Genomic DNA, 14067 nt, shown 5'->3' with positions numbered 1-14067 from the left:
CAGCGAGTTACATACCAAAAATCATGAATAAGGGGCGGTTATTCGCCTTTTACACGCTCAATTTTGGCACCTAACGCACGCAGTTTATCTTCGATACGTTCATAACCACGATCGATGTGATAAATACGGTCAACAATAGTTACCCCGTCAGCGATACAGCCTGCTAATACCAAACTGGCAGAAGCTCGCAGATCAGTTGCCATCACCTGAGCACCAGACAACTGCTCAACACCATAGCAAATCACGGTATTGCTCTCGATTTCTGCGTGTGCGCCCATACGAATCAGCTCTGGCACATGCATAAAGCGGTTTTCAAAGATAGTTTCAGTGATAACACCGGTGCCTTCAGCCACCAAATTCAATAAGCTGAATTGCGCCTGCATATCGGTCGGGAAACCAGGGTGCGGTGCGGTGCGCAGGGTGACAGCTTTAGGACGCTGGCCATGCATATCCAGACTGATCCAATCGTCACCGATTTCTATATCCGCACCTGCTTCGCGCAGCTTAGCCAGTACAGCATCCAGCGTATCTGGGCGAGTCTGACGACACACCACTTTACCGCCAGAAATCGCTGCAGCAACTAGGAAAGTACCGGTTTCAATACGGTCAGGCAGCACACGATAGACACCACCACCTAAGCGGGCAACCCCCTCGATGGTAATACGGTCAGTCCCGGCGCCGGTGATTTTGGCACCCAGAGTGTTCAGGAAGTTAGCTGTATCGACAATTTCCGGCTCACGAGCAGCGTTTTCAATTACCGTGGTACCTTCAGCCAAAGTTGCCGCACTCATAATGGTCACTGTTGCGCCAACACTGACTTTATCCATCACGATATGCGCAGCTTTCAGACGACCATTAACGGAAGCTTTAACGTAGCCTTCTTCCAGCTTGATTTCTGCACCCAGCTGTTCCAAACCCGTGATGTGCAAATCAACTGGACGTGCGCCGATCGCACAGCCGCCCGGTAAAGAGACTTGCCCTTTACCAAAACGAGCAACCAGCGGCCCCAAAGCCCAAATAGAAGCACGCATGGTTTTCACCAAGTCATAAGGCGCACAAAATTCATGCACACCGCTGGCATCAACAAAAACAGAGCCTGAAGCATCACGCTCAATTTTAGTGCCTAATTGGCTAAGCAATTTAATCGTGGTATCAATGTCTTTTAGCTGTGGGACATTTTGCAACTCTACCGGTTCTTCGGCCAACAACGCCGCGAACAATATAGGCAATGCGGCGTTTTTCGCTCCGGAAATAGTGACTTCACCGCTCAGGCGAGTCCGCCCCTGCACACGAAACTTATCCATTGTGACCACTCTCTGTTGTCAATTCGAATTCACTGCCCGCCTTCGTAACTGCCTATCAACCCGCTAAAAACGGGCCTGAAGACAATTCTGGAGCCAACAGCATTAAAAGCCGTTTAGTTTGCGATCCCGCTGCCACTCTTGTGGCGTATAGGCCTTAATGGATAAGGCATGAATGCGGTTATCAGCGATATATTCCATCAAAGGCGCATACACAGCTTGCTGTTTTTTCACCCGGCTCATATCAGCGAATAGCTCACCCACAGCAATCACCTGAAAGTGGCTGCCGTCACCGGTAACATGCGCTTCTTGTAATGCTAATGCTTGCATCAGCACATCTTTAATTTCGTTGGTATCCATAAGATTCATTCTATTTTAAGAGGATAGTAATCAGCTTCACATATTAGTGGAATACGGCTTTCTCTGAAACTAAAGAAAAGCCCCTGTTTTGCTATTACGCACAGGGGCTTGAAAACTTTAGCTTTTTAAAAACTTAGTCTTTTGCTTTGGCAATAAACGACACAAAAGAGAGCCGGCTTAAATCCAATGGCTATATGTTGGCTGTTTTCATTGAGGCAACTGTTTCCACCGGAATGATTTGCCGAAGATTATACAGCTCTATCAAGGTTGACAGTCGATCACTGACACCGGTAATGGTGAGTGAGACTCCCTGCTTGCTGCGCAGCTCACGAAAATGAACCAGCAGTGCCAGGCCGGATGAGTCGACACGCTGTAATTGGCTGACATCAATATGTGTTTTGCCTGCCAACAAAGTTTCTCGCTGTTGCCACAGAGGCAACAGGGTTTCGCGGTCTAATTCACCTTGCAGTACCAGCGTTTCCTGCTGTGACTGCCAGCTCAGTTCACCTGATATAATATTCATCATTACTGTTTATCTAATGTGATTGGCTGTTTCGCAGCAATCAGCAGTTGCTGAGTTAAGCCATCAACCCCTTTCTGACGCAGGATAGAAGCCCACTCATTCTGCTTGGTGCTGATCATGCTGACCCCTTCGGCAATCATGTCATAGGCCTGCCATGCACCCGTTTGACTGTTCTTACGCCATTGGAAATCCAAACGTACTGGCGGGCGACCATTCGGGTCAAAGATAGTGACGCGAATAGCGACAATATTGGCATCACCCAGCGGTTGGTCTGGTGCGACGTCATAAGTTTGGCCGTGGTACAACGCCAATGCCTGACCATAGGCTTGCTCCAGATATTGGCTGAATGCATTGAAATACGCCTCGCGCTGTGCAGGCGTTGCCGCTTTGTAGTAGCTCCCCAGAACCAGCGCCCCAGCATACTTAATCTGGACAAACGGCAGCAGCTCTTCACGTACGATAGTGCGTAAATAGTCGGGATTCTGCTTAATTTTCGGCTGTTCGGTTTTCAGGCGCGTAAATGTTCTTTGCGCTGCTTCATCCATCAGACGGTATGGATTGGTTTGATCGACAGCATTTGCCAATGGTGCAACCACCAGCAACGCGACCATAAGTAAACGTTTAAACATTCGATACCCTCTTAAGGATGTTGAGTTGCAGGCAAGCTACCCGTTGCTGCCGGTGCGGGTGCCGCAACCGTTGGTGCTGCAGGTTCACTCGCAGGTGCATCAGAATTACCATTACCGTCGCTTTTGTACAAGAACTGGCCGATAAGGTCTTCCAGAACCAATGCAGATTTGGTGTCTTGAATCACGCCACCATCTTTTAAAATACTGGTGCCCATATCTGGATCTTCAAAACCGACATTCAACGCCAGGAACTGCTCACCCAATAAGCCGGAAGTGCGCACCGCTAATGAACTGGTGTCCGGAATATGGTTATAACGTTGCTGAATATCTATTGCCACTCGTGGGCTGTAATTTTGGGTGTCCAAGGTTATTTCTGCCACCCGGCCCACCACAACACCACCAATTTTCACCGGAGAATTGGTTTTCAAGCCACCAATATTGTCAAAGTTTGCATAAATCCGGTAAGTCGGCTGGTTGCCCACTGATTTAATATCCGCAACTTTCAAGCAGAGGAATACCACTGCCAGAATAGCGATCAGTATAAACGCGCCTACCCAGACTTCACTTTTCTTCGTTTGCATCGACTCAGTTCCCAAACATCAGTGCTGTCAGCACAAAATCTAATCCCAATACCGCCAGTGACGAATGCACGACAGTACGGGTCGTTGCCCGGCTAATCCCTTCAGATGTTGGGATCGCATCATAACCATTGAACAGCGCAATCCAGGTCACGGTAATAGCAAATACCAAGCTCTTAATTAGGCAGTTCAGTAAATCTGTGCGCCACTCTACGGCACTTTGCATGGCTGACCAGAAGAAGCCGCCATCAATTCCTTTCCAATCAACACCCACCACAGAACCGCCCCAGATACCCACGGCGACAAAAATAGCGGTCAATAATGGCATGCTGATAAGACCGGCCCAGAACCGAGGCGCAACCACACGCCGCAGAGGATCTATAGCCATCATCTCCAGACTGGAAATCTGCTCAGTGGCTTTCATCAGCCCAATCTCTGCCGTCAGGGCTGAACCGGCACGCCCCGCAAATAACAGCGCCGTGACAACCGGCCCGAGCTCACGCAGCAGTGATAGAGAAACCATCATGCCAAGGCTGGCTTCTGCACTGTAGGTCGTTAGAATCAAAAAGCCCTGTAATCCCAGAACCATGCCGATAAACAGACCAGAGACCACGATAATCAATAGGGATTGCACCCCAACGCTATACAGCTGCTTGAGCAGTAATGGCCATTGTTTTCGTGGTTCAGGCCGCCCGACCAGCGCATTAAACAGCATTAAACCTGCGCGACCAAAGGATGCGCAGACATTAATGCCCTTGCGCCCTAAAGACGCTAACGCCTGTACTAACATGAAGACTCCATCACTTTGCGTCTAACAATTCAGTTTTATAATCCCCGGCCGGGAAACGGAAAGGCACCGGCCCGTCGGCAATACCATCGAGGAACTGACGTACCCGCATATCATCGTTGGCTTGCAACTGCTCAGGTGTTCCTTCAGCAATAACATGTTGGTCGGCAACAATATAAGCATAATCAGCAATACTGAGTACTTCAGGCACATCATGGGATACCACCACACAGGTGACACCCAGTGCATGATTCAGCTCATCAATCAGTTTGACCAAGACCCCCATGGTGATAGGGTCCTGACCGACAAACGGCTCGTCAAACATAATCAATTCAGGATCAAGAGCAATTGCCCGCGCCAATGCCGCACGACGAGCCATACCGCCGGAAAGTTCGGCTGGCATCAAGTTGGCCGCACCACGTAGCCCAACGGCTTCTAACTTCATCATCACCGTGCTGTGCAGCAACTCCTCCGGTAAGCGACTATGTTCACGTAATGGAAAAGCCACGTTCTCAAACACAGTTAAATCGGTAAATAACGCGCCAGATTGAAACAGCATGCTCATTTTCTTGCGCACATCATACAAACGCTGGCGCGAAAGCGTTGGAATATTATCACCATCGAACCAGATTTCACCGGCATCGGGTGTCAGTTGCCCGCCAATCAGGCGCAACAATGTGGTTTTACCAATCCCCGATGGCCCCATAATCGCGGTAACTTTGCCACGCGGGACTGTCATGTTGATATCGGCGAATATCGGACGCTCACCACGGGTAAAACTCATCCCACGGATCTCTATTAAATTCGGCGCCAGTTGGTTCATTATCATTCGTCCCTTAGGCCTTTTTTTACTCATATAACCGCCAATGCTACAGCAAATAGCGGTAACGAGCGCAATTGGGAAGTATTTTGGCAACTTATTAACGCTTTTTCGTAGCCAAAGTTGCCATAAGTTTTACTTTTCTGGCACTCACAGTCAAAATTAGGGTGTAACTAAAAAAGAGCGTAAAGCGTTTTCAGTGATGTTGACCAACGGATCGGGATTATACCTAATAAAGGACTCTGCATGTTTCTTGCGATAACACTATTAATCATTGGCTTGGTTTTATTGGTGTACGGTGCCGATCGATTAGTTTACGGCGCGGCCGTGTTATCCCGTTCTTTCGGTATTCCGCCACTTATTATTGGGATGACCATCGTCGGTATTGGCACATCGTTGCCGGAACTGATTGTTTCAGTCACTGCGGCGTTGAATAACCAAACCGATATGGCGGTTGGCAATGTGCTGGGCTCCAATATTACCAATCTGTTATTGATTGTTGGTGGTGCGGCCCTGATACGGCCACTCACCGTGCGTTCTGAGATTTTACGCCGCGAATTACCCCTAATGTTGGTCGTGACGGTACTGTGCGGTTTTCTGCTGGCAGATAATCATCTCAGCCGTGGGGATGGCGTTATTTTGCTCCTGGCGGCGGCAGCTTTTATTATCCTGATGCTAAAAATTGCCCGACTAGCCCATGCCGAGGGAAATGACATTCTGACCCGCGAACAGCTGGCTGAATTACCGCAGGACAGCAATAATACCGTCGCGTTACTGTGGCTGGTGCTGGCATTTATTATTTTGCCTCTATCAGCCAAAATGATTATCGACAATGCCACGGTTATTGCCCGAGTCGCTGGCGTCAGTGAATTGGTTATCGGGCTGACAGTAATCGCCATTGGTACCAGTTTACCAGAGCTGGCCACTTTCATTGCCGGTGCGCTGAAAGGGGAAGATGATATGGCGGTCGGCAATATCATCGGTTCGAATATTTTTAATATTGTTATTGTGTTAGGCGTTCCCGCACTGCTATCCCCTGGGGATATCAATCCTGAAGCTTTCCAACGTGACTATTGGGTCATGCTGGGTGTCAGTGTGGTATTCACTGTTCTTTGTCTGGGGCGTAAACATAGAATCGGTCATGTGGCGGGCGCTCTGTTATTATGTGGCTTTATCGCGTATCTCGCGGTGCTATTTTGGGCGCCTTTAAGCGCAGCGTAACCCATGTTGTTTACCAACATTGAGCGGGAACCAAGTATGTCCTCTTTTAATTTACAGCCGGGCGTTAATTCACAGTCAGATGTAGATTCACAGCCAAAAATGAATTTTCAGCAGGCGGGTAAACAAGTATTACAGATTGAGCGCGAAGGGTTGGCACAACTCGATCAATACATTAATGACGATTTCGCCAAAGCTTGTGAGGCAATATTTAACTGCCGCGGCAAAGTTGTGGTGATGGGAATGGGCAAATCAGGCCATATTGGCTGCAAAATTGCCGCGACCTTTGCCAGCACGGGCACGCCATCATTCTTTGTCCACCCGGGCGAAGCCAGTCATGGTGACCTCGGCATGATCACCTCGCAAGATATTGTGTTAGCCATCTCCAACTCGGGGGAATCTAACGAAATTCTTGCGCTGATCCCGGTACTGAAGCGCCAGAAAATCCAGCTGATCTGTATGAGTAACAACCCAGACAGCACTATGGGTAAAGCGGCCGACATTCATTTATGTATTAAAATACCGCAAGAAGCATGCCCACTGGGCTTGGCACCAACCACCAGCACCACCGCCACACTGGTGATGGGCGATGCTCTTGCCGTGGCACTGTTACAAGCGCGGGGCTTCACTCAAGAAGATTTTGCGCTCTCCCACCCCGGCGGCGCACTGGGGCGCAAGTTACTGCTGCGAATCAGCGATATTATGCACACTGGCGCTGATATCCCACATGTCAGTCCCGATGCCTCGTTACGAGATGCATTACTGGAGATTACTCGGAAAAATCTGGGTTTAACCGTAATCTGTGACGACTTGATGATGATTAAAGGTATCTTTACCGACGGTGATTTACGCCGGGTATTTGATATGGGCGTGGACTTGAATAATGCGAAAATTGCCGATGTGATGACCAGTGGCGGTATTCGGGTTCGTCCAACCATGTTGGCGGTCGATGCACTTAATCTGATGGAGTCACGTCATATTACCGCGGTGTTGGTCGCCGATGGTGATCAATTACTGGGCGTGGTGCATATGCACGACATGCTGAGAGCTGGCGTGGTTTAATTAAGGGTAAATTATGAGCAGTACCGTTTATCTGGACACCTGTTATGGACCCGTGGCTAACAGCGTCATGCAGCGCGCGACAAACATTCGCCTACTGATTTGTGATGTTGATGGTGTGATGTCTGATGGTCTGATTTACATGGGTAATCAGGGCGAAGAGCTGAAAGCATTCAACGTGCGCGATGGCTATGGCATCCGCTGCCTGATAACCTCAGGTATTGAAGTGGCCATTATTACCGGTCGCCGTGCCAAATTAGTGGAAGACCGCGCCAACACCTTAGGCATTACCCACCTTTATCAAGGGCAATCTGATAAGCTGGTCGCCTATAACGAGTTATTGACAGCATTAAAATGCCAGCCTGAGCAAGTGGCTTATATTGGCGATGACCTGATTGATTGGCCCGTCATGGCGCAAGTGGGGTTATCTGTTGCAGTAGCTGATGCCCATCCATTGCTCATTCCCAAGGCGCATTATGTTACGCATATCAATGGCGGACGCGGTGCAGTACGCGAGATATGTGATTTGATATTATTGGCCCAAGGTAAACTCGAAGGTGCCAAAGGATTGTCGATATGAGTAAAACAAGACTATGGATAACGATATCCTTAGCACTGATTGCATTAGCATTGATTGGCTGGAATATGTCGGGCTTTAATCAGCAAGCCACTCAACCGGTGGTTGATGATACTGAGCCCTCTTCACAAAGCCAGCATACTGTGACCGTGGTCTTTAATCCGGTCGGGCAACTCAGTTATAAATTGGTGGCAGAAGAGGTTCAGAACTTCGCGGCACAGGAACTGACATGGTTTACCCGACCGGTCATGACCATGTTTGATGAGAATGCTGTCGCCACTTGGACAGTACGAGCTGATCGCGCCAAGCTGACCAATGATAAAATGCTTTATTTGTATGGTCACGTTGAGGTTGATAGCCTGACCCCAGATGCCCAGTTACAAAAAATTAGAACCGATAACGCCCAGGTTAATTTGATCACTCAGGATGTATCCTCAGACGATGAAGTTACCCTCTTTGGTGTTGGATTTACATCTAACGGCATGAAAATGCGTGGGAACTTGCGGGATAAGACCGCCGAGCTGATTGAAAAGGTTAAAACCTCTTATGAAATCCAAAAATAAAATTCGTCATTTTTTGCTTGCCAGCTCACTTTTGGCCGCAAGCTTGCCTGCATTGGCTTTAACCGGCGATTCGGACCAACCCGTTCTAGTCGACTCGGTCAAACAAGCGTTAGATATGGCGGCGAATACCGTCACATTTACTGATAATGTGGTTATCAAGCAAGGCACCATTGAGATTAAGGCTGATAAAGTTGTCGTGACTCGTCCGGGCGGTGATCAAAACAAAATGGTCATCGAAGGTTTTGGTAATCCGGTGACTTTTTATCAGATGCAAGATAGCGGTAAACCGGTCAAAGGCCACGGGCAGAAACTGCGTTACGAAGTCGCTAATGACTTAGTCATATTGACCGGTGACGCCTATCTGGAGCAGCTTGATAGCAATATCAAAGGTGATCGCATCACTTATCTGGTGAAAAAACAGCAGATGGAAGCCTTTAGTAACAAAGGCAATCGCGTCACTACCGTGCTATTACCGTCCCAATTACAAGACAAAGGGCCAGCAGCTTCAGGCCAAAAGAAGAGTAAGTAATCATTTATGGCAACATTAATCGCAGAAAAACTGGCTAAGGCGTACAAAGGCCGTAAAGTGGTCGAAGACGTTAGCCTGACAGTAAAGTCCGGTGAGATTGTCGGCCTGCTTGGGCCGAATGGTGCGGGTAAAACCACCACTTTTTACATGGTCGTCGGCATTGTCCAGCGTGACGCCGGGCGTATTGTGATTGATGACGAAGATATCAGCCTCTTGCCGCTCCATGAACGCGCCCTGCGTGGGATTGGCTATTTGCCGCAAGAAGCTTCCATCTTCCGCCGCCTGAGTGTATTTAACAATCTGATGGCGGTGCTGGAAATCCGTAAAGACCTCTCATCTGAACAACGTCAAGAACGTGCTGATGAGTTGATGGAAGAGTTCCATATTACTCATTTACGTGACAGTCTAGGCCAATCGCTTTCTGGTGGTGAACGCCGCCGTGTTGAAATTGCCCGCGCACTGGCAGCAAATCCTAAATTTATTCTGCTGGATGAGCCTTTTGCCGGGGTCGACCCAATTTCTGTTATTGATATCAAAAAAATTATTGAGCATCTGCGTGACAGCGGCCTTGGAGTTCTGATTACCGACCACAACGTACGTGAAACATTGGACGTTTGTGAGCGGGCTTATATTGTAAGCCAAGGGCATTTAATTGCTCACGGCACACCACAGGAAATTTTGGCTGACGAACAAGTTAAACGTGTCTATCTGGGTGAAGAATTCCGCCTCTAATCTTCACTCGAAAGCCGTTTCGTCATCCATTAAGGAAAATTGATACCGTATTATGAAGCAAGGTTTGCAACTCAAGTTTAGCCAACAACTGGCAATGACTCCGCAGCTTCAACAGGCTATTCGCCTGTTGCAACTTTCTACGCTTGAGCTCCAGCAGGAGATTCAGTTAGCGCTGGAGAGTAACCCCCTGCTTGAGCAAACCGATCTTCATGAAGAGATTGATGCCAAAGAAACCGTAGACAGTGAATCGCTCGACACTCGCGAAGCGCTGGAACAAAAAGATATGCCGGAAGAGTTACCGCTGGATGCCACCTGGGATGAGATTTACACCGCAGGCACCCCATCGGGCATGGGCAATGATTACAGTGATGATGAACTGCCGGTTTATCAGGGTGAAACCACTCAAACACTGCAAGATTATCTGATGTGGCAAGTCGATTTGACCCCCTTTTCAGAAACCGATGCCGCGATCGCGACCTCTATCGTCGATGCCGTTGATGAAACCGGTTATCTTACCGTTCCTCTGGAAGACATTCTGGAAAGTATGGGGGATGAAAACGTCGGGTTGGATGAAGTTGAGGCCGTGCTTAAACGGATACAACACTTTGATCCTATTGGCGTTGCGGCTCGCAATCTGCGCGAATGTTTATTGGTGCAGTTGTCGCAATATGCGAAAGACACCCCCTATCTTGCCGAAGCTCGCTTGGTTATTAGCGATTATCTGGACTTGCTGGGTAACCACGATTTCCGCACGATGATCCGCTTAAGTCGGCTAAAAGAAGATACACTTAAAGAAGCCATCGCCCTGATTCAGTCACTGGATCCGCGCCCAGGCCAGTCTATCAATACTGGGGAGTCGGAGTATGTCATTCCAGATGTTTTGGTACGTAAAGACAAAGGGCACTGGACGGTCGAGCTGAATGCCGATAGCATTCCACGCCTGAAAATTAACCAGCAATATGCAGCGATGGGTAACAATACCCGCAATGATAGCGACGGGCAGTTTATTCGCAGCAATCTGCAAGAAGCAAAATGGTTGATAAAAAGTCTTGAAAGCCGCAATGAAACGTTGCTGAAAGTGGCGCGTTGCATTGTTGAACAGCAAGTGGCGTTCTTTGAGAATGGGCCTGAATTTATGAAACCCATGGTACTGGCTGACATTGCTCAGGCCGTGGATATGCATGAATCGACAATATCCCGCGTGACCACGCAGAAGTTCCTGCATAGTCCTCGGGGTATTTTCGAGCTGAAATATTTCTTCTCCAGCCACGTCAATACAGATAGCGGAGGTGAAGCTTCTTCTACCGCGATTCGTGCGCTGGTGAAAAAATTGGTTGCGGCAGAAAACCCTGCCAAACCACTGAGTGACAGCAAGCTGACCACACTATTATGTGAACAAGGCATTATGGTGGCGCGCCGAACTGTCGCGAAGTACCGAGAGTCGTTATCCATCCCGCCGTCAAATCAACGTAAACAGTTGGTTTGACCTGAACTGAGAAGGAAGACACTATGCAGCTCAATATTACCGGACATCATGTCGAAATAACCGAAGCATTACGCGAGTTTGTTACCACTAAATTTGCCAAACTTGAGCAATATTTTGATCGAATTAACCAGGTGTATGTGGTTTTAAGTGTCGAAAAAGTAAAACAAATTGCAGAAGCCACGGTACATGTGAATGGGGGCGAGTTGCATGCAAGCTCAGAGCAGGAGGATATGTACGCCGCAATTGATATTCTGGTTGATAAACTGGCCCGCCAGTTGAACAAGCATAAAGATAAATTGAAGCAACATTAACCGATAAAGGTTCTACACTCGCTACATAATCTGTTCCAGCGGTGGAAAGAAAATTTCCCCGCTGGTATCAGGTCTAAAACAGCGCTTAAGTGAAAGATGAGATGATCAACGATCCAGCATTGCAATTAAGCTCGGTATTAAATATCGAGTGCACCAAAAGCTCCGTACATTGCTCAAGTAAAAAACGGGCTTTGGAAATTATCAGCGAGTTAGCTGCCAAACAGCTTAACCTGCCGTCACAGATCGTTTTCGATGCTGTATTAACCCGCGAACGTATGGGCAGCACTGGCATTGGCAGTGGTATCGCGATACCTCATGGCAAGTTGGAAGAAGACACCCTGCGTGCCGTGGGTGTATTTATCCGTTTGGAACAACCCATCGCTTTCGATGCGATTGATAACCAACCGGTTGACCTATTATTTGCCTTGTTGGTTCCAGCAGATCAATGTAAAACTCACTTACACACTTTGTCTTTAGTAGCCAAGCGATTAGCTGATAAAACAGTGTGTCGTCGTCTACGGGCGGCACAAAGTGATGAAGAGCTTTATCAGATAATTACTGAATTACCGCCAGAGACGGCGTAATCGTGCGAAACACCCCTGCGGCTTCAAGTACGCAGGATATTGCCCAAAGTAATTGGAGTCGCAGGTAGGCAGCAAGCAAATGAGTCCCGATGAGCTTACTCAAGTAAGTGATTCGGGTGAAAGAGCGTAGCTAACACCCCTGCACTTCAAGTACGCAGGATATTACCCAAAGTAATTGGAGTCGCAGGTAGGCAGCAAGCAAATGAGTCCCGATGAGCTTACTCAAGTAAGTGATTCGGGTGAAAGAGCGTAGCTAACACCCCTGCACTTCAAGTACGCAGGATATTGCCCAAAGTAATTGGAGTCGCGGGTAGGCAGCAAGCAAATGAGTCCCTATGAGCTTACTCAAGTAAGTGATTCGGGTGAAAGAGCGTAGCTAACACCCCTGCGCTTCAAGTACGCAGGATACTGCCCAAAGTAATTGGAGTCGCGGGTAGGCAGCAAGCAAATGAGTCCCTATGAGCTTACCCAAGTAAGTGATTCGGGTGAAAGAGCGTAGCTAACACCCCTGCGGCTTCAAGTACGCAGGGCACATAAGATACCAAGGGGAGTCACTCACATGGTGCTGATGATTGTCAGCGGCCGTTCCGGTTCAGGGAAGTCTGTTGCTTTGCGCGCATTGGAAGATATGGGCTTTTATTGCGTCGATAACTTGCCTGTGGTTCTGCTGCCGCAATTGGCGAGTACACTTGCCGAGAGGAATATCTCCGCCGCAGTGAGCATTGACGTGCGCAATATGCCTGAATCTCCTGAGGTATTTGAACATGCCATGACTCAACTGCCTGAGAGCTTCTCACCGCAGCTGCTGTTTTTGGATGCTGATCGCAATACCCTGATTCGTCGCTACAGTGATACCCGTCGTCTGCACCCACTGTCGACCAAAAACCTATCATTAGAAAGTGCTATTGATGAAGAGAGCGCCTTGCTAGAGCCTTTGCGCTCACGGGCTGATTTGATCATTGATACCTCAGAAATGTCAGTCCATGAGTTGGCAGAAATGCTGCGTACCCGCCTGTTGGGCAAACGCGAGCGTGAGCTGACAATGGTGTTTGAATCCTTTGGCTTTAAACATGGCATTCCTATTGATGCGGATTATGTCTTTGACGTGCGCTTCTTGCCAAACCCACATTGGGACCCGAAATTACGCCCAATGACAGGCTTGGATAAGCCGGTTATCTCCTTCCTTGATCGCCATACTGAAGTGCATAACTTTGTTTATCAGACTCGCAGCTATCTGGAACTGTGGCTGCCGATGCTGGAAACCAACAACCGCAGTTATCTGACGGTGGCTATTGGTTGTACCGGTGGTAAACACCGCTCAGTCTATGTTGCTGAACAATTGGCCGATTATTTCCGCGCCCGCGGCAAGAATGTCCAATCACGTCATCGCACTCTGGAAAAGCGTAAATAATGACCGTCAAACAGACCGTTGAGATCAAAAACAAGTTGGGGATGCACGCCAGACCCGCCATGAAATTGTTCGAGCTGGTGCAGAGTTTTGATGCTGAAGTGATGTTACGCAATGACAGTGGTACCGAAGCCGAAGCCAGCAGTGTGATTGCACTGCTGATGCTCGACTCCGCCAAAGGTCGCCAGATTGAGGTGGAGGCCACTGGGCCTGATGAGATTCAAGCACTGACTGCGGTTATTGAGTTGTTTAATTCAGGGTTTGATGAGGATTAAGGTTCTCCATTCACATAATCTGTGATGGGCGAAGTTAGTTCAGATTTCAGCTGCTATTAGACTAGCCACCGGATAAATATCAACCGCAACCTGATCCAATATCCGGTATCCAACCCTCTCCCCACCTTAATAAAATATATTTAAAATCAAAATAGGCTAAGTAATCGTTTGCTCATCATAAAAAATGCGGCTTTCCCCTCTTGCGGAGAAATCACACGCGAGTATAATTCGCCACAATTTGCCGGGAGATATGATGAAAAGCCAAGCGCGTTTTGTTGAAAATGACCCTATCTATGGTCGACAAAATTGCCTGCCAGCAGGCAGCCA

The 14067-nt window shown here is 48.4% G+C and carries 18 protein-coding genes; 11 read left to right on the top strand and 7 right to left on the bottom strand.

Annotated elements, in window-relative coordinates:
- Positions 1-38: 38 nt before the first annotated feature.
- The 7 genes from murA to mlaF form a co-directional block, all read right to left on the bottom strand.
- Positions 39-1304, bottom strand: a complete 1266-nt coding sequence (gene murA / locus FTA96_RS22060) for a UDP-N-acetylglucosamine 1-carboxyvinyltransferase (protein ID WP_145574892.1) — start codon at positions 1302-1304, stop codon at positions 39-41.
- Between the two features lie 102 nt (positions 1305-1406).
- On the bottom strand, positions 1407-1661 hold the full coding sequence (gene ibaG, locus FTA96_RS22055; protein WP_004710915.1) for a BolA family iron metabolism protein IbaG: 255 nt from the start codon (positions 1659-1661) through the stop codon (positions 1407-1409).
- A gap of 190 nt (positions 1662-1851) precedes the next feature.
- Positions 1852-2175 (bottom strand): lipid asymmetry maintenance protein MlaB, encoded by a 324-nt coding sequence (mlaB, locus tag FTA96_RS22050; RefSeq protein ID WP_050111003.1) that lies wholly within the window; start codon positions 2173-2175, stop codon positions 1852-1854.
- Positions 2176-2186: 11 nt separating this feature from the next.
- Entirely contained in the window at positions 2187-2813 is a 627-nt protein-coding gene (gene mlaC / locus FTA96_RS22045; protein WP_050110995.1) for a phospholipid-binding protein MlaC, read from the bottom strand.
- A gap of 11 nt (positions 2814-2824) precedes the next feature.
- The gene (gene mlaD / locus FTA96_RS22040) at positions 2825-3394 is read right to left on the bottom strand and encodes an outer membrane lipid asymmetry maintenance protein MlaD (protein WP_050123233.1); all 570 of its coding nucleotides are present in this window, start codon (positions 3392-3394) and stop codon (positions 2825-2827) included.
- Positions 3395-3398: 4 nt separating this feature from the next.
- Positions 3399-4181: a lipid asymmetry maintenance ABC transporter permease subunit MlaE gene (mlaE, locus tag FTA96_RS22035; RefSeq protein WP_032911543.1), complete on the bottom strand. Its 783-nt coding sequence runs from the start codon at positions 4179-4181 to the stop codon at positions 3399-3401.
- Between the two features lie 10 nt (positions 4182-4191).
- On the bottom strand, positions 4192-5001 hold the full coding sequence (mlaF, locus tag FTA96_RS22030; protein WP_050110997.1) for a phospholipid ABC transporter ATP-binding protein MlaF: 810 nt from the start codon (positions 4999-5001) through the stop codon (positions 4192-4194).
- 243 nt (positions 5002-5244) lie between these two features.
- On the opposite strand from mlaF, the gene FTA96_RS22025 reads away from it, so the two are divergent.
- The 11 genes from FTA96_RS22025 (at position 5245) to npr (ending at position 13740) form a co-directional block, all read left to right on the top strand.
- The gene (locus FTA96_RS22025; protein ID WP_004710925.1) at positions 5245-6219 is read left to right on the top strand and encodes a calcium/sodium antiporter; all 975 of its coding nucleotides are present in this window, start codon (positions 5245-5247) and stop codon (positions 6217-6219) included.
- 36 nt (positions 6220-6255) lie between these two features.
- Complete coding sequence (kdsD, locus tag FTA96_RS22020) at positions 6256-7278, top strand: arabinose-5-phosphate isomerase KdsD (protein ID WP_087816735.1); 1023 nt, start codon at positions 6256-6258, stop codon at positions 7276-7278.
- Positions 7279-7291: 13 nt separating this feature from the next.
- Positions 7292-7855: a 3-deoxy-manno-octulosonate-8-phosphatase KdsC gene (gene kdsC / locus FTA96_RS22015; RefSeq protein ID WP_050110999.1), complete on the top strand. Its 564-nt coding sequence runs from the start codon at positions 7292-7294 to the stop codon at positions 7853-7855.
- Positions 7852-8415 carry an LPS export ABC transporter periplasmic protein LptC gene (gene lptC / locus FTA96_RS22010; protein WP_050111000.1) on the top strand — a complete coding sequence of 188 codons (564 nt, stop codon included), beginning with the start codon at positions 7852-7854 and terminating at the stop codon, positions 8413-8415. The genes kdsC and lptC overlap by 4 nt, the downstream gene beginning before the upstream one ends.
- Positions 8399-8944, top strand: coding sequence for a lipopolysaccharide ABC transporter substrate-binding protein LptA (gene lptA, locus FTA96_RS22005; protein WP_032817008.1), 546 nt, complete (start codon positions 8399-8401; stop codon positions 8942-8944). The genes lptC and lptA overlap by 17 nt, the downstream gene beginning before the upstream one ends.
- Before the next feature lie 6 nt (positions 8945-8950).
- On the top strand, positions 8951-9676 hold the full coding sequence (gene lptB, locus FTA96_RS22000; RefSeq protein ID WP_004710935.1) for an LPS export ABC transporter ATP-binding protein: 726 nt from the start codon (positions 8951-8953) through the stop codon (positions 9674-9676).
- Positions 9677-9728: 52 nt separating this feature from the next.
- The gene (gene rpoN / locus FTA96_RS21995; RefSeq protein WP_050111001.1) at positions 9729-11162 is read left to right on the top strand and encodes an RNA polymerase factor sigma-54; all 1434 of its coding nucleotides are present in this window, start codon (positions 9729-9731) and stop codon (positions 11160-11162) included.
- 23 nt (positions 11163-11185) lie between these two features.
- Positions 11186-11473, top strand: coding sequence for a ribosome hibernation promoting factor (gene hpf / locus FTA96_RS21990; protein ID WP_004392031.1), 288 nt, complete (start codon positions 11186-11188; stop codon positions 11471-11473).
- A gap of 101 nt (positions 11474-11574) precedes the next feature.
- Positions 11575-12057: a PTS IIA-like nitrogen regulatory protein PtsN gene (gene ptsN, locus FTA96_RS21985; RefSeq protein WP_050111004.1), complete on the top strand. Its 483-nt coding sequence runs from the start codon at positions 11575-11577 to the stop codon at positions 12055-12057.
- Between the two features lie 559 nt (positions 12058-12616).
- Positions 12617-13468, top strand: a complete 852-nt coding sequence (gene rapZ / locus FTA96_RS21980) for an RNase adapter RapZ (protein ID WP_050111184.1) — start codon at positions 12617-12619, stop codon at positions 13466-13468.
- Positions 13468-13740, top strand: a complete 273-nt coding sequence (npr, locus tag FTA96_RS21975; RefSeq protein ID WP_032911546.1) for a PTS phosphocarrier protein NPr — start codon at positions 13468-13470, stop codon at positions 13738-13740. The genes rapZ and npr overlap by 1 nt, the downstream gene beginning before the upstream one ends.
- Positions 13741-14067 lie beyond the last annotated feature (327 nt).

Source organism: Yersinia alsatica, from assembly GCF_902170305.1.
Lineage (GTDB): Bacteria > Pseudomonadota > Gammaproteobacteria > Enterobacterales > Enterobacteriaceae > Yersinia > Yersinia alsatica.
Note: the sequence above shows the minus strand (reverse complement) of the source record. Positions and strands in the feature narration are given on the sequence as shown.

Bases quoted from the DNA above. Each gene is read 5' to 3' on its own strand.
- murA (WP_145574892.1), bottom strand. From the start codon at position 1,304: ATGGATAAGTTTCGTGTGCAGGGGCGGACTCGCCTGAGCGGTGAAGTC.
- ibaG (WP_004710915.1), bottom strand. From the start codon at position 1,661: ATGGATACCAACGAAATTAAAGATGTGCTGATGCAAGCATTAGCATTA.
- mlaC (WP_050110995.1), bottom strand. From the start codon at position 2,813: ATGTTTAAACGTTTACTTATGGTCGCGTTGCTGGTGGTTGCACCATTG.
- mlaD (WP_050123233.1), bottom strand. From the start codon at position 3,394: ATGCAAACGAAGAAAAGTGAAGTCTGGGTAGGCGCGTTTATACTGATC.
- mlaE (WP_032911543.1), bottom strand. From the start codon at position 4,181: ATGTTAGTACAGGCGTTAGCGTCTTTAGGGCGCAAGGGCATTAATGTC.
- mlaF (WP_050110997.1), bottom strand. From the start codon at position 5,001: ATGAACCAACTGGCGCCGAATTTAATAGAGATCCGTGGGATGAGTTTT.
- FTA96_RS22025 (WP_004710925.1), top strand. From the start codon at position 5,245: ATGTTTCTTGCGATAACACTATTAATCATTGGCTTGGTTTTATTGGTG.
- kdsD (WP_087816735.1), top strand. From the start codon at position 6,256: ATGTCCTCTTTTAATTTACAGCCGGGCGTTAATTCACAGTCAGATGTA.
- kdsC (WP_050110999.1), top strand. From the start codon at position 7,292: ATGAGCAGTACCGTTTATCTGGACACCTGTTATGGACCCGTGGCTAAC.
- lptC (WP_050111000.1), top strand. From the start codon at position 7,852: ATGAGTAAAACAAGACTATGGATAACGATATCCTTAGCACTGATTGCA.
- lptA (WP_032817008.1), top strand. From the start codon at position 8,399: ATGAAATCCAAAAATAAAATTCGTCATTTTTTGCTTGCCAGCTCACTT.
- lptB (WP_004710935.1), top strand. From the start codon at position 8,951: ATGGCAACATTAATCGCAGAAAAACTGGCTAAGGCGTACAAAGGCCGT.
- rpoN (WP_050111001.1), top strand. From the start codon at position 9,729: ATGAAGCAAGGTTTGCAACTCAAGTTTAGCCAACAACTGGCAATGACT.
- hpf (WP_004392031.1), top strand. From the start codon at position 11,186: ATGCAGCTCAATATTACCGGACATCATGTCGAAATAACCGAAGCATTA.
- ptsN (WP_050111004.1), top strand. From the start codon at position 11,575: ATGATCAACGATCCAGCATTGCAATTAAGCTCGGTATTAAATATCGAG.
- rapZ (WP_050111184.1), top strand. From the start codon at position 12,617: ATGGTGCTGATGATTGTCAGCGGCCGTTCCGGTTCAGGGAAGTCTGTT.
- npr (WP_032911546.1), top strand. From the start codon at position 13,468: ATGACCGTCAAACAGACCGTTGAGATCAAAAACAAGTTGGGGATGCAC.